Annotated in this window: 22 protein-coding genes; 8 read left to right on the forward strand and 14 right to left on the reverse strand. The window is 62.0% G+C overall.

The window, feature by feature from the left end; all coding sequences use genetic code 11:
- Genes MMG94_RS01840 through tyrS form a run of 3 tightly spaced genes read right to left on the reverse strand, consistent with a single transcriptional unit; the run spans position 1 to position 1,936 of the window.
- Positions 1-396, reverse strand: a complete 396-nt coding sequence (locus MMG94_RS01840; RefSeq protein ID WP_016919313.1) for a type II toxin-antitoxin system death-on-curing family toxin — start codon at positions 394-396, stop codon at positions 1-3.
- A complete protein-coding gene (locus MMG94_RS01845; RefSeq protein WP_026016149.1) occupies positions 393-620 on the reverse strand; it encodes an AbrB/MazE/SpoVT family DNA-binding domain-containing protein in 228 nt (75 codons plus the stop codon). Before MMG94_RS01845 ends, MMG94_RS01840 begins: the two co-directional genes overlap by 4 nt.
- 47 nt (positions 621-667) lie before the next feature.
- Positions 668-1,936, reverse strand: a complete 1,269-nt coding sequence (gene tyrS, locus MMG94_RS01850) for a tyrosine--tRNA ligase (protein WP_016919311.1) — start codon at positions 1,934-1,936, stop codon at positions 668-670.
- Positions 1,937-2,184: 248 nt separating this feature from the next.
- Between tyrS and MMG94_RS22080 the strand changes: the two genes are divergently transcribed.
- The 3 genes from MMG94_RS22080 to amoC all read left to right on the forward strand — a co-directional run bounded on the left by MMG94_RS22080 (position 2,185) and on the right by amoC (position 5,041).
- Entirely contained in the window at positions 2,185-2,784 is a 600-nt protein-coding gene (locus MMG94_RS22080; RefSeq protein ID WP_425272279.1) for a putative quinol monooxygenase, read from the forward strand.
- A 92-nt stretch (positions 2,785-2,876) separates the two neighbouring features.
- Positions 2,877-3,854: a GlxA family transcriptional regulator gene (locus MMG94_RS01860; RefSeq protein ID WP_016919309.1), complete on the forward strand. Its 978-nt coding sequence runs from the start codon at positions 2,877-2,879 to the stop codon at positions 3,852-3,854.
- A 413-nt stretch (positions 3,855-4,267) separates the two neighbouring features.
- On the forward strand, positions 4,268-5,041 hold the full coding sequence (gene amoC / locus MMG94_RS01865) for a bacterial ammonia monooxygenase, subunit AmoC (protein ID WP_026016147.1): 774 nt from the start codon (positions 4,268-4,270) through the stop codon (positions 5,039-5,041).
- A gap of 961 nt (positions 5,042-6,002) precedes the next feature.
- On the opposite strand, the gene MMG94_RS01870 is transcribed toward amoC, so the two are convergent.
- Entirely contained in the window at positions 6,003-6,542 is a 540-nt protein-coding gene (locus tag MMG94_RS01870) for a GNAT family N-acetyltransferase (RefSeq protein WP_081495624.1), read from the reverse strand.
- Positions 6,543-6,869: 327 nt separating this feature from the next.
- Here MMG94_RS01870 and MMG94_RS01875 point away from each other — a divergent pair, with 327 nt between their 5' ends.
- Together MMG94_RS01875 and MMG94_RS01880 are read left to right on the forward strand one after the other, a co-directional pair.
- Entirely contained in the window at positions 6,870-8,375 is a 1,506-nt protein-coding gene (locus MMG94_RS01875) for an MBOAT family O-acyltransferase (protein ID WP_016919306.1), read from the forward strand.
- A gap of 55 nt (positions 8,376-8,430) precedes the next feature.
- Positions 8,431-9,666, forward strand: a complete 1,236-nt coding sequence (locus MMG94_RS01880) for an alginate O-acetyltransferase AlgX-related protein (RefSeq protein WP_016919305.1) — start codon at positions 8,431-8,433, stop codon at positions 9,664-9,666.
- Here the strand turns inward: MMG94_RS01880 and MMG94_RS01885 are convergent.
- Positions 9,639-10,481, reverse strand: a complete 843-nt coding sequence (locus MMG94_RS01885; RefSeq protein ID WP_016919304.1) for an EcsC family protein — start codon at positions 10,479-10,481, stop codon at positions 9,639-9,641. The genes MMG94_RS01880 and MMG94_RS01885 overlap by 28 nt on opposite strands.
- A gap of 317 nt (positions 10,482-10,798) precedes the next feature.
- Here MMG94_RS01885 and MMG94_RS01890 point away from each other — a divergent pair, with 317 nt between their 5' ends.
- Positions 10,799-11,335: a DUF992 domain-containing protein gene (locus MMG94_RS01890; protein WP_040579089.1), complete on the forward strand. Its 537-nt coding sequence runs from the start codon at positions 10,799-10,801 to the stop codon at positions 11,333-11,335.
- A 33-nt stretch (positions 11,336-11,368) separates the two neighbouring features.
- Here MMG94_RS01890 and MMG94_RS01895 read toward each other — a convergent pair whose 3' ends face one another.
- The 9 genes from MMG94_RS01895 to MMG94_RS01935 form a co-directional block, all read right to left on the reverse strand.
- Positions 11,369-12,100 carry an SDR family NAD(P)-dependent oxidoreductase gene (locus MMG94_RS01895; protein ID WP_016919302.1) on the reverse strand — a complete coding sequence of 244 codons (732 nt, stop codon included), beginning with the start codon at positions 12,098-12,100 and terminating at the stop codon, positions 11,369-11,371.
- Between the two features lie 13 nt (positions 12,101-12,113).
- Positions 12,114-12,284, reverse strand: coding sequence for a hypothetical protein (locus tag MMG94_RS01900; RefSeq protein WP_157212435.1), 171 nt, complete (start codon positions 12,282-12,284; stop codon positions 12,114-12,116).
- 69 nt (positions 12,285-12,353) lie between these two features.
- Positions 12,354-13,847 (reverse strand): amidophosphoribosyltransferase, encoded by a 1,494-nt coding sequence (purF, locus tag MMG94_RS01905; protein WP_016919300.1) that lies wholly within the window; start codon positions 13,845-13,847, stop codon positions 12,354-12,356.
- A 111-nt stretch (positions 13,848-13,958) separates the two neighbouring features.
- Complete coding sequence (locus tag MMG94_RS01910) at positions 13,959-14,558, reverse strand: CvpA family protein (protein ID WP_016919299.1); 600 nt, start codon at positions 14,556-14,558, stop codon at positions 13,959-13,961.
- A 216-nt stretch (positions 14,559-14,774) separates the two neighbouring features.
- Positions 14,775-16,163 (reverse strand): DNA repair protein RadA, encoded by a 1,389-nt coding sequence (gene radA / locus MMG94_RS01915; RefSeq protein WP_026016145.1) that lies wholly within the window; start codon positions 16,161-16,163, stop codon positions 14,775-14,777.
- Between the two features lie 69 nt (positions 16,164-16,232).
- Positions 16,233-16,646 carry an integration host factor subunit alpha gene (locus MMG94_RS01920; protein WP_016919297.1) on the reverse strand — a complete coding sequence of 138 codons (414 nt, stop codon included), beginning with the start codon at positions 16,644-16,646 and terminating at the stop codon, positions 16,233-16,235.
- Between the two features lie 273 nt (positions 16,647-16,919).
- A complete protein-coding gene (locus MMG94_RS01925; RefSeq protein ID WP_016919296.1) occupies positions 16,920-17,909 on the reverse strand; it encodes a beta-ketoacyl-ACP synthase III in 990 nt (329 codons plus the stop codon).
- On the reverse strand, positions 17,906-18,976 hold the full coding sequence (plsX, locus tag MMG94_RS01930; protein WP_026016144.1) for a phosphate acyltransferase PlsX: 1,071 nt from the start codon (positions 18,974-18,976) through the stop codon (positions 17,906-17,908). The genes MMG94_RS01925 and plsX overlap by 4 nt, the downstream gene beginning before the upstream one ends.
- Before the next feature lie 196 nt (positions 18,977-19,172).
- Complete coding sequence (locus MMG94_RS01935; RefSeq protein WP_016919293.1) at positions 19,173-19,754, reverse strand: YceD family protein; 582 nt, start codon at positions 19,752-19,754, stop codon at positions 19,173-19,175.
- Positions 19,755-19,947: 193 nt separating this feature from the next.
- Between MMG94_RS01935 and MMG94_RS01940 the strand changes: the two genes are divergently transcribed.
- Together MMG94_RS01940 and MMG94_RS01945 are read left to right on the forward strand one after the other, a co-directional pair.
- Positions 19,948-20,418, forward strand: coding sequence for an outer membrane protein assembly factor BamE (locus tag MMG94_RS01940; RefSeq protein WP_026016143.1), 471 nt, complete (start codon positions 19,948-19,950; stop codon positions 20,416-20,418).
- A gap of 210 nt (positions 20,419-20,628) precedes the next feature.
- On the forward strand, positions 20,629-21,660 hold the full coding sequence (locus tag MMG94_RS01945; RefSeq protein ID WP_016919291.1) for a transglycosylase SLT domain-containing protein: 1,032 nt from the start codon (positions 20,629-20,631) through the stop codon (positions 21,658-21,660).
- The last annotated feature ends 7 nt before the right edge of the window (positions 21,661-21,667 follow it).

Below are 21,667 nucleotides of genomic sequence, written 5' to 3' on the forward strand. Positions count from 1 at the left end.
CTATTCGGGGACGGAATTCCGACGAAGATAGGCGGTATAAGCGGCCTGATCGCTCAGGCCTGCGGCGAGCGTCAGGACGGCATCGGCGGCTGCTTCTTCCGTTGCGCTGAAAGCATAGCCGTTCAGTTCGAGGAAGAGCACGCCAACGAGGAAGCCCGTGCGTTTATTGCCATCGATAAACGGATGGTTTTGCACAATTCCAGCTGTATAGGCGCCGGCCATATCTGCAATGTCGGCGTTTCCGTCATAAGCGAACATCTGTCTCGCGCGGGCCGTCGCGGATTTGAGCAGCCCTTCATCTCGTACGCCTGCGGCGCCGCCATGCAGGACAAGTAATCGGTCGTGAAGCACAAGAACGTCGCGATCGTCGATCCAGTTCGGCTCGGCGCCATTCATTTGGCCAGCACATGCAGCGTATTGCGATATCGCCGCATGATGTCTTCCGCCCTATCCATTTTCCTGGCGAAAAGCGGGTCGTAAGGCGTCAGGCGATAACTGCCGTCGGGCGCCTCGGTAACGTATAGCAAGTCGCCCTTCTCGACCTTCATCCGCGCAAGCATTTCCTTGGGAATGATAACGCCGGTCGAGTCGCCAATCGAGGTCAGCTTAAGCGTGGTCATAGCGTCTTTCATTAGAATGTTTACTCTAATATCTGCTTTCCGCGACCTCAACCCCGCTCCAACAACACATGCCTCTTTTTCCCGAGCGACAGCTTGGCGACGCCGTCCGTTTCGAAGTCCTTCTCTGAGAGCGTCCCGCGCTCGTCCGTCACCGCCGCGTCATTGACTTTCAGCCCGCCGCCCTTGATCTGACGGCGCGCTTCGCCGGTCGAGGCGACGAGACCGGCCTTCACGAAAGCCGCCAGAACGCCGAGGCCGGCGGCGATTTCGTCCGCTGAAACCGTCACTTTCGGCAGGGACAGCGCCAGTGCGCCTTCCTCGAAGGTGCGGCGGGCGGTCTCGGCGGCCCGCTCGGCGGCCTCGCGGCCATGAATCAGCGCCGTCGCCTCGGTCGCGAGAGTCTTCTTGGCCTCGTTGATCTCAGCGCCCTCGAGCGCGGCAAGGCGAGCGACCTCGTCCATTGACAGGAAGGTGAAGAGCTTGAGGAAGCGCGCCACGTCGGCGTCTTCGGTGTTGCGCCAATATTGCCAGTAGTCATAGGGCGACAGCATGTCGGCGTTGAGCCAGACGGCGCCCGCCGCCGTCTTGCCCATCTTGGCGCCGGAGGCCGTTGTGAGCAGCGGCGAGGTCAGCGCATAGAGCTGCGGCGTCCCCATACGGCGGCCGAGATCGAGGCCGGTGACGATATTGCCCCATTGGTCGGAGCCGCCCATTTGCAGCAGCGCGCCATGGCGGCGGTTGATCTCAACAAAGTCATAGGCCTGCAGGCACATGTAATTGAACTCGATGAAGGAAAGCTCGTGCTCGCGCTCGAGCCGCAGCTTCACCGAGTCCATGGTCAGCATGCGGTTGACCGAGAAATGCCTGCCGACGTCGCGCAGGAAGTCGATGTAGTTCAGTCCCGCGAGCCAGTCGGCGTTGTCGAGCATCAGCGCGTCGGCCGGACCGTCGCCGAAAGTGAGAAAGCGCTCGAAGACGCGCTTGATCGAGGCCTTGTTCGAGTCGATCTGTTCGACGGTGAGCAGCCTGCGGCTCTCGTCCTTGCCGGACGGGTCGCCGACCCGGGTCGTGCCGCCGCCCATGAGCGGCAGAGGCTTGCCGCCCGTGCGCTGGAGCCAGGCGAGCATCATGATCGGCAGGAGCGAGCCGACATGGAGCGAGGGCGCGGTGCAGTCGAAGCCGATATAGGCGGGAAGCCCCCCGGCCAGCGCCTTCTCGTCCAGCCCGGCGAAGTCCGAGCACTGATGCACGAAGCCGCGCGCGATCAGCGTGCGGAGAAACTCGGATTTTGGCGTGAAGTCGCTGGCGGAAGTCATGGGGGAGGGTGATAGGCGCTGCGCGCCAGCGGCGCAAGGCGGCGGCCAGGGCGGCCGTTATGAAAAAGGGAAGTGGCGTCCTGTCGCCATGGCTCCTCAAGGATGAGGAAGGCCTTCACTCGATCGCCCTGCGTATGGCGCATTTGAAGCCAATTTCGGCAAAGTTGGCTCCCTGTGTCCGACGGCGTCTCGGTTAAACCTTGGCGCCCAAGGCTCCTTCTGGACGGAGCCTGTGCGAGTGATTTGCCATGGAAACAAGCGTCAGGAGTAGGCGGCTTAACGGAGACGCCCTTTACGCCGCCGCCGTCTTGATCTGGATCGTCGCGATTTGGATCATCGCATTTTACGTTGCAAGCGCCGCCATAGCCGACGACAGCGCCGGCGTTGGCGGGAGCAGTTTCCTGCTTGGCGGCTCCTTGGCGACGGCCGGAGTCGTCACGATCTTCTCGGTCAGGGAATTTCTCGGGGCCTATAAATCGATGACGGCAAGTCGCTCCGTCGCCGCGCGCGGTTCGGATCAAGTCAGGAGGAAAACGGGAATGACTAAGCTGGGACTGCTTGTCACGCTTGAAGCCAAAGTTGGAAAAGAGCAGGAATTGGCTGGTTTTTTGAAAGACGCGCTGCCGCTCGTGGACGCAGAGCCGAACACGACTGCTTGGTTCGCGATCCAGATGAGCGCGTCGAAGTTTGGCATTTTCGATGCTTTTCCGGATGAGAACGGCCGGGAGGCTCATCTGTCGGGAGAAGTCGCGAAAGCTTTGATGGCGAACGCCGCTGATCTGTTGGTCGGGCCTCCATCAATTGAAAAGATTAGCGTCTTGGCGGACAAGCTTCCCAACCGTCAATGACGGCCCGGTGAACGCTATTCTACGCTGCGCCAGCAAGCCGAGCGGATATTGGCGTTGGCCGCGGCGCATCTCTGATCCAGGCGGGCTCGACTATGGAAATCGTCGTCCTCGGCTTCAACGGCTGTCTCGGCGCCGCATTTGTCGGTTCAGTGGACATGCTGAGGCTCAGCTCGGACATGATCAGCAAAGACGGCAAGCGTCAGCCTTTCCAGGTCTTGACGGCGACTTTTGACGGAAAGCCGTTTGACGATAGCGGCGGACGCCGTCTGAATGTCGACAAGAGCGTCGCGGCGATAGCGGGTTCAAGCGCGATCGTCGTTCCCGGCTATCTTTGCGAAAGCAACGCGGATTTTCTCTCATCGCCGCAGATAGGCGCATTATCGTCATGGCTACGGCGCCAACATGCATGGGGCGCGCTGATATGCGCCTCATGCAGCGGCGTGTTTATTCTCGGCGAAGCCGGGTTGCTCGATGGTCGACGTTGCACGACGACATGGTGGCGGCACGATGAGTTGCGAAGCCGCTATCCGCGAGCGGAGGCGATATGGGGCGCCCCGTTGATCGAGGATCGCCGGATCGTAACGTCGGGCGGGCCTCTATCGTGGATTGACTTGTGTCTTCATGTCGTTCGCTCGCTTTGCGGCGCCGAAGCCGCAAAGATCGCCGCGGATTTCGCGGTCGTCGATACGGCGCCGTCAACCGGCTCGGCTTATGTCCCGCTCAGTCATTTGGCTGTCGCGAACTCCTTTGTGCTGGAAGCGGAGCATGTGGTTCGCGGGGCCGGAGAGGATCCTGTAACGGGACAAGACCTTGCGCGCGCCCTCGGCGTTTCGGACAGAACATTGAGCCGGCGCCTGAAGGAGGCGATCGGCGAGACGCCAAAACAATTCATCGATCGCGTCCGCTTCGAAACGGCGCGAATGCTGCTCGAGACGACGAGCTGCTCGGTAAAGCAGCTGGCGGCTAATTCCGGATATTCGGATGCAGCGAGCTTTCGCCGGGCCTTTTATCGATACTCCGGCATGACGCCCGCCGCCTATCGCAGCCGGACTCGCACTCGGCAGCCTTAACCGATGCCGAGCCATGGCGGCGGGAGAGGCATAGGCGCTCCGGCCGCAACGGGTCGCGGCGCGCCGATCTTTGAGCATGGCGAAAATCCGTTCGCCGCCGTCGCTCCCTCGCTGACCACAGTCCGTCGGCGGCCAATACGCTTCGCAATGACTACGTTCGAGCGCCCGCCAGGTTTCACGGGCGTCCGGAGGATTTCTCCTGAACATATCAAAAGCGTCAAGAGCCGCAGGCCTGACGCTGATCAAATAATCCGCCAGTCTCTTGGTTGGCGGAGTTTGTATCTAGTTCGGCAAATTCGCTGGCAAGGCCGGTATCATTATTGTCAAACAAGAATAGCTGTAAACGACCGTTAGTTGGAGGAAGGTTTCGTTACCGGAGGAACTTGCCAGCCGGATAAAACGGAGGAAGAATAATGAGCATATCTACGCAGACCGCAGTCGGCGTGGCTGATGAAGCCAAGCCGATCGTCGACCTCAGGGGCCTTTGGATCGGGCTCGCGCTTCTCAACAGCTTCTATCTGCTCGTGCGCATTTACGAGCAGATCTATGGCTGGCGCGCGGGTCTCGACTCCTTCGCGCCGGAGTTCCAGACCTACTGGATATCGATTCTCTGGACCGAAATTCCTTTGGAGCTGGTGTCCGGCCTCGCCCTCGCCGGCTATCTGTGGAAGACGCGCATTCGCGACATGTCGACCGTCACGCCGCGCCAGGAAATGCGCGCCATCGTCGACAATGTGAAATGGCTCGTCGTCTATGCGGCGGCGATCTATTGGGGCGCGTCTTTCTTTACCGAGCAGGACGGCACCTGGCATATGACGGTGATCCGCGACACGGACTTCACGCCGTCGCACATCATCGAATTCTATATGAGCTACCCGATCTACTCGATCCTGGCGATCGGCTGCTTCTTCCATGCGAAGACGCGGATTCCCTACTTCTCGAAGGGCTATTCGCTGGCCTATCTGATCGTCTCGATCGGGCCCTTCATGATCATCCCGAATGTCGGCCTCAATGAATGGGGCCACACCTTCTGGTTCATGGAGGAACTCTTCGTCGCGCCGCTGCATTGGGGCTTCGTGTTCTTCGGCTGGATGGCCCTCGGCGTGTTCGGCGTCGTGCTGCAGCTTCTGTTGAACGTGCATCGCCTGCTCGGCAAGGAAGGCGTCGCTCTTCTTACCGGCGAGTAATCGCCTCTCCCCGCGTCGGCAGACGGACCTCCTAACGCATGTCGGCGCGGGAATGAGGTGTGTTGCTTCAGGGATTTATCTACCTCTCTCGACGGCCCCTGCGTCGAGAGAGGACCCAAATTACGGTGACATGAATATCAATTGCAGAAATTTCCTCCGCCGTGCAACAAGCGCCCCATGACGCACATCGCTTGCATCAACGTTCCCGGCGCGCGTCCCGCATCACGCGCGCTGATGCACGAATCCGCGCTCGATGAGCACGCGCGGAAACACGGATTTTGGCGCGAAGGCGTTGGAAGTCGTGGGGCAGGGTGATAGGCGCTGCGCGCCAGCGGCGCAAGGCGGGTCAGGGCGGTCGTTATGAAAAAGGAAATTGGTATTTTTTCATCATAATAACTATAATACATCCGTAATTCGATAAAATCCAGCGTCTGGATTATGCCATGCGAGAGTCGGCTGAGAATGATAGGATATTTAACTTATTCATCGTACTTGAGATAGTTTACATTATATATGTTCTTGTTTTAAGAAATTTTACACATTCATTTCCAGAATTCAAAATTATGTATTTTGTTGCATGTATTTTTATATTTCATTTGCTTACAATCTGTTTTTTCTTAAAATATATAAGTGACAGGCATAGGCAGTTTATGAGCTCTTACCAAATAATGAAACATGAGTTTCTTGGAGATGGTGTTTTATCGATTATTTTTGGCGCATTTGGCGTTCTCGTTACGGCTTCTAGCTATGTATTCCTGATGTTCGTAAACCCCCAGACCGTCCCCAAAGGTTTGGTATCAGGGTCATCTCTAGATGGATTGAAAGATATCGCCTTTTCGTATCTGTCTCTATTACTTTTCATTTTTGCATCTATGAGGCTGATGTTTAAAATAGCGCTATTAAATAAAAAGCCGCCATAGCTCTGGCTTCAACTGTATCGCATCATCGTTCCCGGCCGTCTCTAACGGGCTAGCTTCCAAAATCGACAGCGTTCTCGCCGCGCCCGCGCGGACGCCCACACTTCGCGCTCTCCGTCTTCAGTCATCCCGAGCTTTTGTAGAAGCTTGTGGGAGGCCGCATTCGCTGTCTGCGCGCCAGCTGTCACCACTTCCGCTTTCAATCTGGAAAAGGCAAATCCGATTGCCGCCTCTGCGACCTCGAGAGCGTAACCTTGCCGCTGGTGATCTTCGCCAATCCAGTACCCTAGTTCCGCGCGTCGCGTCACATTTTCCGTCACTTCAATTTTGAGCCATCCGACGAGTTCGCCGTGATGCCGATTCAAGATTACGGCAGGGAAAATGCTTCCTTTGGACGCGCCAGCGAGATTGGAGACGAGGATATTCCGACAAGTATCCAGCGACAATGGCGTTGGCCAGGCGGCGACCCATTTGCTGATTGCCGGCGTCATGAGCGCCTGGAGGGCCGGCGCGTCATTCAGCCTGCAAGAACGGATGGTGAGACGCCTCGTGTCAAAGGCTTCGTTGCTTAGATCCGTCCTCATTTTCTGAACTCATGTCGTTTCCATCGTGCTTAGAATTACGGAATTACGGTGGGAGTTACGATGACATGACGCCAATTGCAGAAATTCCCTCCCTTATGTCCCGCATCACAAGCGCTGATGCACGAATCCGCGCGATGAGCGCGCGCAAAAAGTCGGCTTTGGGGGAGAAACCGCCAGCCATGGGGCAGGGTGATAGGGGCAAGGGGGAAGGGGCGCAAGACAGAGGGCCCGGCGGCAGGTTGGAGCAAGGGTTTCTCTTCGCGCCTCCGCCTGCTAGGAAGCCCTCGGCGGCGGAATGCCTCCAACACCACAAGCTTAAGGGCTGGAATGCTTTTTTACGAGCCGCTGTTCCTGTTTCTGTTCGCGCCGGCGGTCTATCTGCTTTACCTCTTCTTCGGCGCAGACCGTCATCGGCGGGCGATCATTCTGCTCCTCGCAAGCGTCGTGTTCTACGGCTGGAGCGAGCCGGCCTTCATCTTCGTGGTCTTCGCCTCCGTCGCGCTCGATCTTTATGTGGCGCAGCGGATCACCGGGCTGTCGGTTAGGAGCGTCGATCCCGTCACACGCGCAGAGCGGGCCGAAGGCGAGACGCTCGTCCGGGCGGATGTTCAAGGCGAGGCGGGGGGCGTGGAGGCGGAAGCGCGGCGCTGGCTCGCGCTTGGCGTCGCGGCCAATCTCGCCATTCTCGTTTATTACAAATATACGGGCTTTCTCGCGCTTAATTTCGACGCCTTGCTGCGCGCTTTCACGCTGCCGGGCGTTCATATCCCCGAGATTGCGCTGCCCATCGGCGTCAGCTTCGTCGTCTTCGAGAAGATCACCTATCTTGTCGACGTCTATCGCGGCGTGACGGCGCCGGCGCGCGGGCCGTTGCTTTACGCGCTCTACGTCTTCTTCTTCCCTAAGCTCCTCGCCGGGCCCATCATCAAATATCACGACATCGCCGGCCAGTTCGAAACCTGCCCGCATGCGCATGTCGACGACTTCGTCAACGGCTTCAGACGTTTCATGCTCGGCGTGGTGAAGAAGCTGCTCGTCGCCGATGTCATGGCGAGCGGCGCCGACATGATTTTTGCGCGCGATCCGGCGACCCTTGGCTTCGCGGAGGCCTGGGCGGGAACGATCTTCTTCACGCTGCAAATCTATTTCGACTTTTCGGGTTATTCCGACATGGCGATCGGGCTTGCGCGCATGTTCGGCTTCCGCCTGCTCGAAAACTTCAATATGCCCTATATCGCCACCAGCATCACCGAGTTCTGGCGGCGCTGGCACATGTCGTTGACGAGCTGGATCCGCGAATATCTCTATTTTCCGCTCGGCGGAAATCGCGTGGGCGAGGCGCGCACTTATTTCAATCTCTGGATCTGCTTCCTCGCCTCCGGCGTCTGGCACGGCGCCGCCTGGACCTATATTTTCTGGGGCGCCTATAACGGCGTCTTTCTCGTGCTCGACCGGCTGTTCCTTCTCGAGCGGCTGAACCGTCTTCCGGCCTGGGCCGCGAATATTGCGACGATGTTCATCGTCATGATCGGCTGGACCTTGTTCCGCGCGAACTCGCTCGATCAGGCCGGAGCGCTGCTCTTCCGCATGGCGCAGCCTTGGGCGCAGGCGGGCGTCGCGGCCGCGGCGCCGTCGGAATATGTCGTCATGGCTGCGATCGCGGTGGCGATCTGCGTCGCGCAGCGCGTCGGCGCGAGCTGCGCGATCGATTGGACGGCGCTCGCGCGGCGCCATGCCTTCGCCGTCAACGGCGCTTTGTCGATCCTTTTCGTCGCGGCGCTCGCCAAGGGTCTCGCCGACCCGTTCAAGCCTTTCATCTACTTCCGGTTCTGAACATGCGCGCAGCAACAGTCTTCATCGCCGGCGAAACGAAACGCGGAATGCGGCCATGAAGCGCAATCTTGTCATCGTACGCCTGCCGATCTTCGCCTGCGCGGGTCTGATTCTCTCGCTCTTCGTCGTCAATCTATGGAATTTCGCGGTTGGACGCGACTGGCCGAAGCTGCGCATCCGCAGCGCCGAGCCGCTTTTCAACATGCCCGCGCCGAAGCCGGCTCCCTGGTCGCTCGACGCTTTTCTCGACGGCGAAACGCAGAAGGCATTTTCGGCCTCTCTCGGCCAGACGATGCCGGTCTTTCCGCTCGCCGTGCGCGCAAAGAACCAGTTTCTTTATTCGCTCTTCGATGCCTCAGGCGCGTCGAACCTCGTCATCGGCAAGGAAAAGCAGCTCTTCGAGCGTTTCTATGTTCGCGAATTCTGCGATCGAAGCGGCGTCTTCGATCAGAATGTAGTCGAGGCATGGGCGGATCGTATTAACGAGATCCGGAAATCGGTCGAGGCGAAAGGCAAGCGCTTCATTTATCTCATCACGCCGTCCAAGGCGGCGCGCTTCAGCCGCTATCTTCCCGCAAATCTCTATTGCGCGTCACTCGCGAACGGAACGACGGAGAAGCTTGCGCCTTTCCGCGCGGCTCTCGACCTGCGCGGCGTCGCCTATGTCGACGGCGCGTCGCTGATGACGAAGGCCGCAAGCGAATATCCGATCGATCTATTCCCGCGCGGCGGCACGCATTGGAATTATCTTGGCGCGGCGATCGTATCCCGGGAACTGGCGCAGGCGCTCAACAAGGCGGGCGAGGCGTCGCCGTTCCCGATCTACGAATTCGAGTGGAAGCAGCGGGACGAAGCGCTGGGCACGGATCGCGATCTTCTAAATCTGCTCAATCTCATTTGGCCGGACGTCAAATACCCCACGGCGGATGTTGCAGGACAGAGTTCCCGCAACTGCGCACGCACGCCCGAACTCTTCGCCGTAGGCGGGAGCTTCCTGGTCCAGATCGTGACCAATCTTGCCGCGGCGCCTTGCGGGACGTCGATCGACTACTGGCACTATGTGCACTCGGTCAAGGAGCCGTTCGGCCGGTTTCGGGTCGAGAAAATTGCTGGCGTCGCGCAATTTAGCGAAGAGCCGTCCAGAGGGACGGATGACTTTGCGAAGGATTTTGCAAAAGCGGAAATCGTGCTTCTCGAGGAGAACGAATCCGTCATCTCCGAGATGGCGCAAGTCGCCGACCTTCTCGCGGCCGCGTCGAATAATCACGCGCCGCCCGGCGGGTCCCAATAGCCTTCATCGCGCGCGATTCGCGCGTAATGCGCGCGGACCATTCCGGGATCGTAGACGCGCTCCAGCCGGCGTATCGTAAAATGTCCGCGCGCCAGGGTCTGGAAATGTTCCGTGAAAGCGAGATTGATCGCCGCGCCGCTGATCCCGCCAATGATCGGCACGGCCTGCGCGGCGATTTTCTGCGAGACGACGACGCCGAAACGCGTGGAGAACTGGCTGAGAAGGCGAATGATCACCGGCGCGTTTTGTTGCGTCAGACCGCGCGCGGCGACGAAGCGCGCGGCGTCGCTGACCGATTTGGCGAGGAGGCCGCGCATGGCGAGATAGCCTCCCTCCAGCACATTGTCCTCCATATGGCCGCCGAGCGCGAAGACTTCGAGACAGGCGAGCCCCGTCTCCGGCTCGCGTAGATTTTCTCCCTCATTGCGCGCGATGTCGGCGATCGAGCGCAGCATGATGGTGGTCGACAGCGGCAGTTCGAAGGGCAAGCTCGCAAGTCCGACCGCGCCGCCGATCCCGCCGGCCAGAGCCGCAAGACGCTTGTGCTTGCGCGTGGAGTCCCCCTTGGGCGCGCCTTCCAGACTGGTCAAGGCGACGTTGAGCGCCGTTTCGAGGGCCTTTTGGGCGGCCGCCGTCGCCATGTCCTTGACTTGCGGCGGCAAAGGCTTGCTGACAAGCCCCACTTTCCGACCCGCGAGCCGGGCGATGCGCGCGGCGAAGCTCTGACGCTCCAGCGCCGCGACTGCCGCGCGCAGCGCCTCCCAATCGGAGCTGGAGAGCTGAGTCTCGTATAAGACAGGAAGATAGCTGCTCATTTGCTTGCTTCTGCCGCCGCGTCCTGGTGTCGCACAGGTAGCGCCGCATATGGAGCTTGCCTCAACATCGTTCGGGTGCCTGCAATTTGCAAGGCTTGTCTTTCCACGGCTTGCCGAAGCCGGGCGCGGTCGGACGCCACGGCGCTTGCGCTATGTGCGGCCGCGCACGCGGTTGTCGCCGCGCTTCTTATAGACACTGTAGCGATCCCGCTGGATGTCCTATAGTGCGGCTTATGCGTAGCAACTATATTGGGTTTGCAATCGCGGATAAGGGCTTGGAATGCCCGAAGGGAAAGAAGAAGAGGAGGAGTTTCCAAATGTCCATCCGTTTCAAAATGGGACGCATGCTGGCTGGCGCGGCCGTCCTGGCGCTCATGGCCCCGGCTGCGGCCTTCGCCGGCGATCGCGTCGGCACGCTTCAGTGCAGGCTGCTCGGCAATGATCTCAGCGTGATCGTGGAGAATCAGCAGCTTGACTGCGTCTATAATGACGACGCCGAAGGCGCGGGCCCTGTTCACTACACCGGCACGCTGACCAAGGTTGGTCCGAACGTCACGATCAACGGCAAGGGCGAGCTCGCCTGGGGCGTGATCGCGGCGACGGGCAAGGTCGGCCCGGGCGCGCTGGCCGGCAACTATGTCGGTCCGGAAGTCGGCGCCAAGATCGGCGTGGGCGGCGGCGGCGCGATCCTCGTCGGCGGCTCCAACAACACCTTCTCGCTGCAGCCCTTCCAGATCGAGGCGGGCTCGGGCGTGGGTTGGACCGCGGGCGTCGAAAGCCTGACGCTCGCTTACGTTCCCCCGCCGCCGCCCCCTCCGCCGCCGGCGCATAAGAAGCACCGCCATCACCATTGACGAAGGCGGGCGCGGGGGCCGACCCCGCGCCGCTCACGACGGCGCGTGGAAATCCATCAGCCGGTCGGTGGGAAAGTCATAAAGCCTTCCGCTCTCTCGCCACTCCGGCGCGAAGAGCGGGAGGCATTTTTTTGCAAACTCCTCCGGCGTCGGAAGCGTTGTCGGATCTTCGCCGGGCATGGCCTGCGCCCGCATGCGCGTGCGCATGCGGCCGGGATTGGCGAGCATGACCGTCACGCCTTCATTCTTCACCTCGGCGGCGTAGGTGCGGGCCAGCGCTTCGAGCGCGGCCTTGGAGACGGCGTAGGGACCCCAATAGGGCTGGGCTTTATTGGCCGCGCTCGAGGTGATGAAGGCGACTCGCCCGGCACCCGAGGCGCGCAGGAGCGGGTCCAGCGAGCGGATCAGCCGCCAATTGGCCGTGACGTTCACCGCCAAGACGCGCGTCCAATCCTTCGCGTCGACATGGGCGAGCGGCGAGAGCACGCCGAGCGTCCCGGCATTGCCGACGAAGACGTCGAGCTTTCCCCAGCGTTGGAACAGCGCCGCGCCGAGCCGGTCCAGCGCGTCGAAGTCCGCAATATCGCAAGGGACGAGCGTCGCTTCGCCGCCGAGCGCGCGGATCTCGTCGTCCAGTTCCTCAAGCGCGCCTTGCATGCGGGCGAGGGCGACGACATGCGCGCCGTCGCGCGCAAGTTCGAGAGCGATGGCGCGACCAATGCCGCGCGAGGCGCCGGTGACGAGAGCGATGCGGGGGGAGGTCACGTTACAAAGCCACTCAGGGGAAGACCTCAGTTACTTCGATCGCGAGGCCAGGGGGATCGAGTTCGATCCATCCATGACTGTGCTTGGCCCGCTCGGGAGCCATCGAAACGATCTCGCCACGAAACAGTTCGAAGTTCCCCTTGGGCTGGGATTGGACCCAAGCGAGGAATTCTCCCGTGGTCATTCGCTTCGTTGCCGGCTCGGACATGGGACTTTTATAACATGATGTGAAACGCGCAGCCCGCCTTCGCCGTCAACTCGCTTCCGCCAGCAGCGACAATTGCGCCCTGTTCTCCTCCACGAGGTCTGTGAGGGAAGTCGGATAGTCGCCGGTGAAGCAATGGTCGGTGAATTGCGGGCGGTCGTCGTCGCGGCTCGCATAGCCCATGGCGCGATAGATGCCGTCGACCGACAGGAAGGAAAGGGAATCGCAGCCGACATAGGCGCGCATCTCTTCGAGCGTATGCGTCGCAGCCAGAAGCTTCTCCTTTTGCGGCGTGTCGATTCCGTAATAATCGGGATGCGTGATCGGCGGCGAGGAGATGAGGAAATGCACCTCCGTCGCGCCCGCGTCGCGCATCATCTGCACGATTTTCACCGAAGTCGTGCCGCGGACGATCGAGTCGTCGATCAGGATGACGCGCTTTCCCTCGACGACGCAGCGATTGGCGCTGTGCTTCATGCGCACGCCGATCTCGCGCACCGACTGCGTCGGCTGGATGAAGGTGCGGCCGATATAGTGGTTGCGGATGATCCCCAGCTCGAAGGGAATGCCGGATTGCTGCGAATATCCGAGCGCCGCCGGAACGCCCGAATCCGGCACCGGAACCACGACGTCGGCGTCGATGACGCGTTCGCGCGCAAGCTCGCGCCCCATCGCCTTGCGCACCTGGTAGACGGGGCGGCCATGCACGATGGAATCGGGGCGGGCGAAGTAGATATATTCGAAGATGCAGGGGCGGGGAGCCTGCGGGGTGAAGGGCATGATGCTCTCGAGCCCGTCCTTCGAGATGACGACGATCTCGCCATTTTCGACGTCGCGGACGAAGCGGGCTCCGATAATGTCGAGAGCGCAGGTCTCCGAGGCGATGATGTATTTGCCGTCGAGTTCGCCGAGCACCAGCGGGCGGATGCCCAAGGGGTCGCGCGCGCCGATGAGCAATTCGTCGGACAGGACGACGAGCGAATAGGCGCCTTCGAGCCGGCGCAGCGCCTCGATGAAGCGGTCGACCACGCGGACGCGGCGGCTGCGGGCGACGAGATGGAGCAGCACTTCCGTGTCGGAGGTCGACTGGAAGATCGAGCCTTCCATGATCAACTCGCGGCGCAGCGCCTGGGCGTTGGTCAGATTGCCGTTATGCGCGACGGCGAAGCCGCCGGTATTGAGTTCCGCGAAAAGCGGCTGCACGTTGCGCAGCATCGTCTCGCCCGTGGTCGCGTAGCGAACATGGCCGATAGCCGCCGAACCCGGCAGACGCTTGATCGTGCTTTCTTTCGAGAAGTGATCGCCGACGAGCCCGAGACGGCGTTCGCCGTGAAAGCGCCCGGACTCGTAAGAGACGATGCCCGCCGCCTCCTGCCCGCGATGTTGAAGGGCGTGAAGGCCCAACGCGGTGATCGCCGCAGCGTCGGGAAGATCAAAAATGCCGAAAACGCCGCAATATTCGCGCAGCCGGTCGCCATCCAGATCATCGGTCGTCGCGATTGGGCCGGCAATGGATTGGTCGTTGAACGTCGACTCGGTCATTCCACTGTCTCCCGTGCCCGAGGCGCGCCAACCGGACTGCGCGCCGAAACCTTGACTTACCGGTCGGCGGGGGCGCCCGCAAGCACGCCCGCCTCGCGCTGAATATGGGCGTTACTGCTTCTCGGCGCCTTCGGCCGGCGCTTCCGACTTTTCCGGCACCGTCTCTGCGGGCGGGGTCTCTTCCGCCGGCTGAGCGGCTCCCTTCTTGGCTTTGATCTTGGCGACGATGTTGTCGATGTCGTCCGGCAGCAACTCCCGAAGCTTCTCGCCGCCGGCTTGCAAAAGCGGCTTGGCGCGGGCGTTGCGGACCCATTCCGGCTGATTGGGGTCCGGCACGAGCCAGCCGTAGAAAACGAAGGCGACGACGGCGAGCAGCGCGCCGCGCACGGCGCCGAAGACGAAGCCGAGCGAGCGGTCCAAAGCGCCGATCTTGGAGTCGAGAATGACGTCCGAAAGCTTCACGGTGATGAGCGACACCAAAACCAGAGCGATGAAGAACACCGCCGCGACGGCCGCCGCCAGAGCGATTTCATCCTTCGCGATATAGGGTTTCACATAGGGCAGCGCCATCGGATAGAGGTAGTACGCCGCAGCGGCCGCCGCCACCCAGGAGAGGATCGCCAGAACTTCGCGGGTGAAGCCGCGCAGGAGGGCGAGCATGCCGGAGACCAGAACGATCGTAATCACTGCCAGATCAAGATATGACGGCATTGCAGTCCTCTTCGTTTCGACCTGACGCTCGGAAAGCCGGAAGAACGCTTTACAGCCGGCGCCACAAGCACCCTACGGCACGCGCCGGTCGCATTATTCTCATGGGAGCGCGTTGCTCCCCGGCCTGGAATGGCGGCAGGGCCGTCGCCCTGGCGATTTGCGACGGCCTTGCTTCTAGCGCAACTTCGCCGTCTGCGGAAAGCAGAAAGGTTAAATTTAGCCGCCCCCCTTCGCGCGCGGAGCGCTTTGGGCGATCGTCGCGACGAGTTGCGCCACGTCGGCGCAGGGGCGCAGCGCCAGACCCGCGCGTCTTTCGTCTGCGCCGATTTGCTGGCCTTGCGCAAGCACCGCCTGATGGAATCCGAGCTTTTGCGCCTCCCGAAGGCGCATGCCGGCGTGGATGACCGGCCTCACCGCGCCCGATAGTCCGATTTCGCCGAAAAACGCCTGATCCGCCGGCAGGACCGCCCCCGTCAGGGACGAAACGAGCGCGGCGGCGGCGGCGAGGTCGCCCGCCGGTTCGTCGGCGCGCATGCCGCCGGCGACGTTGAGATAGACGTCGTGCATGCCGAGCTTAAGTCCGCCATGGGCCTCGAGCACCGCGAGAATCATCGACAGGCGGTTTTGGTCGAAACCGACGACGGCGCGGCGCGGCGTGCCCAGCGAGGTGGGCGCGACGAGCGCCTGAATTTCGATCAGCATGGGGCGTTGCCCCTCCATGCCGGCGAAAACAGCGGCTCCGGGGGCGGACGCGTCGCGGCCGGCGAGGAAGATCGCCGATGGATTCGCCACCTCGGCGAGGCCGAGGCCGGTCATTTCGAAAACGCCGATTTCGCCGGTTGCGCCAAATCGATTCTTCGAGGCCCGCAACATGCGGAAATGATGCGCCGCATCGCCTTCGAAGGAAAGCACGGCGTCGACCATGTGCTCGACGACGCGGGGGCCCGCGACCTGCCCATCCTTGGTGACATGGCCGACGAGGATGATGGTCGAACCGCTCGTCTTCGCATAGCGCAGAAGCGCTTGTGCGCTCGCCCGCACCTGAGTCACGGTTCCGGGAGCGGCGGGCGCGATCTCCGTATGCATCGTCTGGATTGAGTCGATGACGATCAAGGCGGCGCGTTCGCCGTTTGCGCAGGTCGCGAGAATATCTTCGACCTGAGTCGCGGAAGCGAGTTCGACAGGCGCGTCGGCGAGGCTGAGGCGCGCCGCGCGCAGGCGCACCTGCGCCACCGCCTCTTCGCCCGAAATGTAGATGACGCGCGCGCCGCGACGCGCCAAAGCCGCGCAGGCCTGGATGAGCAGCGTCGATTTTCCGATGCCCGGCTCTCCGCCAAGGAGCAGCACGGAGCCCGCCACGAAGCCGCCGCCCGTCACGCGGTCGAACTCATCGATCCCCGTAACGATGCGCGCGGCGGGCTTGTCCGAGCCCGCGAGGCCTTCGAGTTCGAATGGCCGTCCGCGCGTCGTCCGAATGGCTGTCGGGCCGGGGTCGCTTTCTTCGACGATCGTATTCCAGTCGCCGCAGGATTCGCAGCGGCCCTGCCAGCGTGATGCGACCGCGCCGCAATTCTGGCAGATGAAAACCGGGCGAGATTTTGCCATGAGCGGTTGGCGCATGCGCCGTCGGCTCTTGTCAAGAGCGCGAAATCGATCGGGAGGCGTCTGCGCGCCTCAGCGCGCCTTTCCCTGCTTTCCCGCGCCGGCCCGTTTCGATTTGCCGGCGTCCGTCGGCGACTCCGCCTCGTCTACGCCATTGATCCTGGCGCGCAGCACATTGGACGGTTTGAAAGACACAACGAGACGCGCCGTTATTTTTGCGCCTTCGCCGGTTTTCGGATTGCGTCCCTGCCGCTCTCTTTTCGCGCGGATGAGGAACGCGCCGAAAGACGAGAGTTTAACGTCCTCGCGGGCGGCGATCGTCTCGAAAATTTCGTCGAGAACCATCTCGACATATTTCGCGGATTCCGTCCGGCCCAAGCCGGTTTTATGGTGAACGGCCTCGGCCAGATCCGCACGCGTCGTCGTCTTGGAGTTCGCGTCGTCGGCTATGTCGCGCGCCGGCGACAAGAGATCCTCCTGTGTCATTTGCGACCTTGCTTATGAATTGTCATATCCAACGCAGTCATGTCGATGAGTTTGATCGTGTCGCCCGGTTTGGGGCCATTACGAACGCAATAAACTCAGAGCATCGACTTGCTGCTTAATTGGCTGGCCGACGCCCCGCCGTCGGGAAGTTACGACCTGAGCCATTATCGGAATTTTTCAGAATTACCCCCGAAAATCAAGTCGTAGTTGAAAAAAATGGGATTTTGTCACTTTCACGGTAACGAAATGGAAATAGCTAAATGGTCTGCCAACTTACCAGCGGATCAGCGCAGAGCCCCAGGTAAAACCCCCGCCAACAGCCTCGAGCATTACCAGGTCGCCCTCTTTGATGCGGCCATCCGCCACAGCGACGGACAGCGCCAGCGGGACGCTCGCCGCTGAGGTGTTGCCGTGAAGATGGACCGTCGCAACGACCTTTTCCGGCGCGATGCCGAGCTTCTGCGCCGACATGTCTATGATGCGGCGGTTCGCCTGATGCGGCACGAACCAGTTCAGTTGCTCCGGCGTGATCCCCGTCGCGGCGAAAGCGTCGTCGACGACATCCGTGACTTTCCCCACGGCGAATTTGAAAACCTCTTTCCCCTCCATGCGCAAATGGCCGACCGTCTGGGTCGCGGAGGGGCCGCCATCGACATGGAGTTTGGCGCGGTGACGGCCGTCGGAGCGTAAATGCGTCGTCAGAATGCCGCGCTCATCCATCGATCCGGTCGAAGGCCGGGCTTCGAGGATCATCGCGCCGGCGCCGTCGCCGAAAAGCACGCAGGTGGTGCGGTCTTCCCAGTCGATGATCCGGGAAAATGTCTCCGCGCCGATCACCAATGCGCGCTTATGCGAGCCTGACCGCAGGAATTTCTCGGCGGTGGCCACCGCGTAGACGAAGCCCGAGCACACCGCTTGAAGATCGAAGGCCGCGCCATGGGCGATGTCCAGCGCCGCCTGGATCTGCGTCGCAGTCGAAGGGAAGGTCCAGTCCGGCGTCGAGGTTCCGACGATGATGAGGTCGATGTCGTCGGGAACGAGGCCCGCCGCCGCAAGCGCCGCCCGGGCGGCCTTTTCGCCCAGCATGGACGTCGTCTCGCCCTCGGCGGCGATATGGCGCTGCCTGATCCCCGTACGCTGGAAAATCCAGTCGTCGCTGGTGTCGACGATTCTGGCGAGATCGTCATTGGTGAGCGTTTTGGCGGGCAGATAGGAGCCGACGCCCAGGACGACGGAGCGCAAAGGGGAATTCTGGATCGTCACTGAGCGGCTTCCTGGGGGTTTGTCGGGTCGGCGGAGCCGCTTTCGAATTGGTGGGCGAGGGCGACCGTATCGCGGATGCGGTTGAGGAGATCGCTTTTGGCCATCTCGTAGCCGATCTCCACGGCGCGGGCGAAGCCGACCGAATCCGTGCCGCCATGGCTCTTGATGACGACGCCTTCGAGGCCGAGAAACACGCCGCCATTGATCGAGCGCGTGTCCATCTTGCTCTTGAGATCCTCGAAAGCGCCCCGCGCCAGGAGATAACCGAGCTTCGCAAGCAGCGAGCCGCTCATCGCCGCCTTGAGATAGGCGGCGATCTGCTTGGCGGTGCCTTCTGCGGTCTTCAACACGATGTTGCCGGTGAAGCCTTCCGTGACGACGACGTCCGCGGCGCCCATGCCAATCCCGTCGCCCTCGACGAAGCCCGCATATTCGAAACCCGGCAGATTGGATTCCCGGAGAATGGCCGCGGCGGCTTTCACCTCCTCGACGCCCTTGATCTCCTCCTTGCCGACATTGAGCAGGCCGACAGTCGGACACTCGATGTTCAGAACGATGCGCGCCATAGCCGATCCCATGATGGCGAGATCGACGAGATGGCTGGCGTTCGCGCCGATGGAGGCGCCGACGTCGAGCACGACGGAATGGCCGCGCAGCGTCGGCCAAAGCCCGGCAAGCGCCGGGCGCTCGACGCGGGCCATGGTGCGCAGGCAGATTTTCGCCATGGCCATTAGAGCGCCGGTATTGCCGGCGGAGACCGCGGCGTCCGCCTCGCCCTTTTTGACGGCTTCGATCGCCATCCACATCGAGGAGACGCGGCGCCCGTAGCGAAGCGCTTGGCTCGGCTTGTCGTCCATGCGGATGGCGACATCGGAATGGCGCAGCTCGCTGCGCTCGGCGAGACGGGGAAACTTGTCGAGCTCGGCGCGAATCGCCTTCTCGTCGCCGACGAGGAGAAACCGCATCTCCGGCTGGCGGTCGAGGGCGAGGGCGCAGCCCGGGATCGTCACCGATGGGCCGAAATCGCCGCCCATCGCGTCGATCGCAATCCGAACAATCTGCGCCATTTTCTTTTGCTTCCCCCGAATGCCGGCCGCTTCTGGGTCGACCTTTTTACCGGCAAGCGTATGCGGGATTATGACCCCGGCGATCACGCCGAACCGGCCGCGCCTTCGCCGAGGCGGCGCGTTCTTTGCGGCTGATTGCCATTTGCCGCGCGCCCGCGCAAGTGCGAGTTCGGCCCCGCGCTTTCATCCGGTCCGGCTAAGCTTTGTCGCGCGCGGCGCGCAGCCGGGCGAATGGCGATGCGGGGTCCGTCGGCGCCTCGGGCGAGGGCTCGACGAATTCGGCCCCAGGTTTTCGCGGATAGGGATCGAGCGCAAGGGTGAGAAATTCCGACACGATCTCGCCCAGATCCACCGCGCCGCCGATCAGCGGGTCGGGCGGATCGTCGCTCAAAATCTCGGCCTCGACCGGTTCGGGCTCCGCGTCGCGCCGGCGGGAGCGGGGCCGCGGCGCCTCCTTTGGCGGGGCGAAGCGCAGTTCGATGGGCTCGGCGACGTCGATTTCGAAGTCCTCGAGCGTGAGCACGCAGGTTTGCCGGAGGCGCGCGCGCAACTCGCCCGTCACTTCGAGCCCGTCGCCGCGCCAGCGCTGCGCGCGCAGCGTCGCTGTGAGAGCGAGGAGGGCGGGAAAGTTGTTCAGCTCGGCGATGGCGTCGCGTTCGGCCTCCGTCGCGACGATCTCCACATCGAGTCCCTCCGGCGGAACCTCCGTCGCCATCAGCGGGCGCGACAGCGGCGCGGCTCCGGCAGGTCCCCCGCTTCCGGGCGTTTCATCGTTCATCAGTCTTTCTCTTTCATGCTGGCGACGCCGTTCATCACTAGATACGCGGCCGGCGTCCCCGGCGCCACTCTGGCGGCGCGGGCGCGAGCGGCTTGCTTTCGCTACAATTGAAGGATAGCGAAGCCGCATTGCAGTGCGAATTGTCCGGCGCGGCTCGCCGTGTCCGGCTGATAATCGGGGTTTGGAGATCAAGATGGCGGGGCTGGCCTATCGCGGGGTTCTTAAAGGCTTCTTCGGTGCGACGACGGTAAGGGTCGCCGCGGCGTTCGGGGTCGCTTTATCGCTTTCGGGTTGCCTCGGCTATGACGGCGTCATCAATCGCGGCGCGGTGATCGACTCCCGAAAGGTCGCCCAGGTGAAGCCGGGCATGTTGGCTCCGCAGGTGATGCAGGCGCTCGGCACGCCCTCGACCACTTCCACCATCGGCGGCGACGCCTGGTATTATGTGAGCCAGAGACTCGAGCGCTCGGCTGCCTTTATGCCGGCGAACATCGTCGATCAGCACGTTCTCGCCGTTTATTTCGATAAGTCGCGCAAGGTGACGCGCATCGCCGATTACGGGCTGGAGGACGGCAAGCCGGTCGACTTTCTGTCCCGGACGACTCCTGTCGCCGGTCCCGATTACCACCTGATCCAGTCCCTCCTGTCCAAGGTTTCGCTCTGACCGCGGCGCTCATGGCGTAAATAAGGCCGGGCGCCGGGCGCCCGGCTTAATTTTTCTTCATGATTCTGGTTTTCAAAAGCTTTTATTGCGAATTAGCCGATGCGCGAATGTGGCGCGCCTGTGACGCTTCCTGTCGCTCTTTTGCCCTTGATTGCGGCTAACCTCCTGAATGAGCCGCAATTTGCGGAGCTAGGGAGTTCAACGCGACGCATGAGCGATCTGACGCTGTCCAACACTGAGTCCGCGCATCGATTGAGTTTGGGAGACCGGCTGGCGCTTATCTGCGCGGACCGTTCCTTCTACATCCTGCTCCGGACCTTCTGCGTTGGCGCGGTTCTGTCGGCGCTCGCGGCCCTGAGCTTAGCGGTCAAGCGCGACGAGATCCCCCATGAGCGTCTGAGCAGGATCGCGAAGGTCCGCACGCCCGCCACGCCCTTCATGCAGTTGACGAGCGGCGAGGATGAATCGGCGCTCGACAGCGACTTTTCGCTGGAGCAGGCGGCCTTGACCTGGTCGCACCGCCTCGCCGAAGGCGACGAGGCCCCCGACGCGTCCGGCGTGATGCGTTTTGGCCCGGTGAAAGTGCAGCAGTCGATTGTCGAGCGCGTCGTCCAGGCCGCCAATAAGACCGAGATGGACCCGGCGCTGCTCATGGCGATCGCCGACAAGGAATCCAACTTCTCGACGACGGCCAAGGCGCGCACCTCCTCGGCGAGCGGGCTCTTCCAGTTCGTCGAGAAGACCTGGTTGCAGGCGGTCAAGAGCTTCGGCCACCTCTATGGCCGGGGGGATGAGGCGAACGCCATCGCCGACGCCTCGGAAGCGATCGGCGCCGTCGCTCCGCAAAAAAAGGCGAAGATCCTCAGCCTGCGCAATGATCCCTATCTTTCCGCGGCGCTCGCGGCGGAGATGCTGAAAAAAGACGGGACGAAGATTTCCGAGAAGATCGGCCGTCCGTTGACGGCCGGCGAGACCTACCTCATCCACTTCCTCGGGCCGGACGACACGGAACGCTTCATGACCGCGCTCGTCGCGACGCCGAACATGTCGGCGGCGGCGCTGCTGCCCAAGCCCGCCCGCGCCAACCGCCCGATCTTCTATGAGCCGGCGGGCCGCAAGATGCGCGAGAAGACGCTGGCCGAGGTCCACGAGGCCTTCGAGGCCATGATGGAAAAGCGCACGACGCGTTACGAGGACGTGGCGCAGAAACTGCCGGCGGGCGCGATGGCTTACACGGAATAGGCTGCGG

Origin of the sequence: Methylocystis parvus OBBP, assembly GCF_027571405.1 — a bacterium.
GTDB lineage: Bacteria > Pseudomonadota > Alphaproteobacteria > Rhizobiales > Beijerinckiaceae > Methylocystis > Methylocystis parva.

Excerpts from the sequence above, each read along its gene's own strand:
- MMG94_RS01840 (WP_016919313.1), bottom strand. The coding sequence starts at position 396 with ATGAATGGCGCCGAGCCGAACTGGATCGACGATCGCGACGTTCTTGTG.
- MMG94_RS01845 (WP_026016149.1), bottom strand. The coding sequence starts at position 620 with ATGACCACGCTTAAGCTGACCTCGATTGGCGACTCGACCGGCGTTATC.
- tyrS (WP_016919311.1), bottom strand. The coding sequence starts at position 1,936 with ATGACTTCCGCCAGCGACTTCACGCCAAAATCCGAGTTTCTCCGCACG.
- MMG94_RS22080 (WP_425272279.1), top strand. The coding sequence starts at position 2,185 with ATGGAAACAAGCGTCAGGAGTAGGCGGCTTAACGGAGACGCCCTTTAC.
- MMG94_RS01860 (WP_016919309.1), top strand. The coding sequence starts at position 2,877 with ATGGAAATCGTCGTCCTCGGCTTCAACGGCTGTCTCGGCGCCGCATTT.
- amoC (WP_026016147.1), top strand. The coding sequence starts at position 4,268 with ATGAGCATATCTACGCAGACCGCAGTCGGCGTGGCTGATGAAGCCAAG.
- MMG94_RS01870 (WP_081495624.1), bottom strand. The coding sequence starts at position 6,542 with ATGAGGACGGATCTAAGCAACGAAGCCTTTGACACGAGGCGTCTCACC.
- MMG94_RS01875 (WP_016919306.1), top strand. The coding sequence starts at position 6,870 with ATGCTTTTTTACGAGCCGCTGTTCCTGTTTCTGTTCGCGCCGGCGGTC.
- MMG94_RS01880 (WP_016919305.1), top strand. The coding sequence starts at position 8,431 with ATGAAGCGCAATCTTGTCATCGTACGCCTGCCGATCTTCGCCTGCGCG.
- MMG94_RS01885 (WP_016919304.1), bottom strand. The coding sequence starts at position 10,481 with ATGAGCAGCTATCTTCCTGTCTTATACGAGACTCAGCTCTCCAGCTCC.
- MMG94_RS01890 (WP_040579089.1), top strand. The coding sequence starts at position 10,799 with ATGTCCATCCGTTTCAAAATGGGACGCATGCTGGCTGGCGCGGCCGTC.
- MMG94_RS01900 (WP_157212435.1), bottom strand. The coding sequence starts at position 12,284 with ATGACCACGGGAGAATTCCTCGCTTGGGTCCAATCCCAGCCCAAGGGG.
- purF (WP_016919300.1), bottom strand. The coding sequence starts at position 13,847 with ATGACCGAGTCGACGTTCAACGACCAATCCATTGCCGGCCCAATCGCG.
- MMG94_RS01910 (WP_016919299.1), bottom strand. The coding sequence starts at position 14,558 with ATGCCGTCATATCTTGATCTGGCAGTGATTACGATCGTTCTGGTCTCC.
- radA (WP_026016145.1), bottom strand. The coding sequence starts at position 16,163 with ATGGCAAAATCTCGCCCGGTTTTCATCTGCCAGAATTGCGGCGCGGTC.
- MMG94_RS01920 (WP_016919297.1), bottom strand. The coding sequence starts at position 16,646 with ATGACACAGGAGGATCTCTTGTCGCCGGCGCGCGACATAGCCGACGAC.
- plsX (WP_026016144.1), bottom strand. The coding sequence starts at position 18,976 with ATGGCGCAGATTGTTCGGATTGCGATCGACGCGATGGGCGGCGATTTC.
- MMG94_RS01935 (WP_016919293.1), bottom strand. The coding sequence starts at position 19,754 with ATGAACGATGAAACGCCCGGAAGCGGGGGACCTGCCGGAGCCGCGCCG.
- MMG94_RS01940 (WP_026016143.1), top strand. The coding sequence starts at position 19,948 with ATGGCGGGGCTGGCCTATCGCGGGGTTCTTAAAGGCTTCTTCGGTGCG.
- MMG94_RS01945 (WP_016919291.1), top strand. The coding sequence starts at position 20,629 with ATGAGCGATCTGACGCTGTCCAACACTGAGTCCGCGCATCGATTGAGT.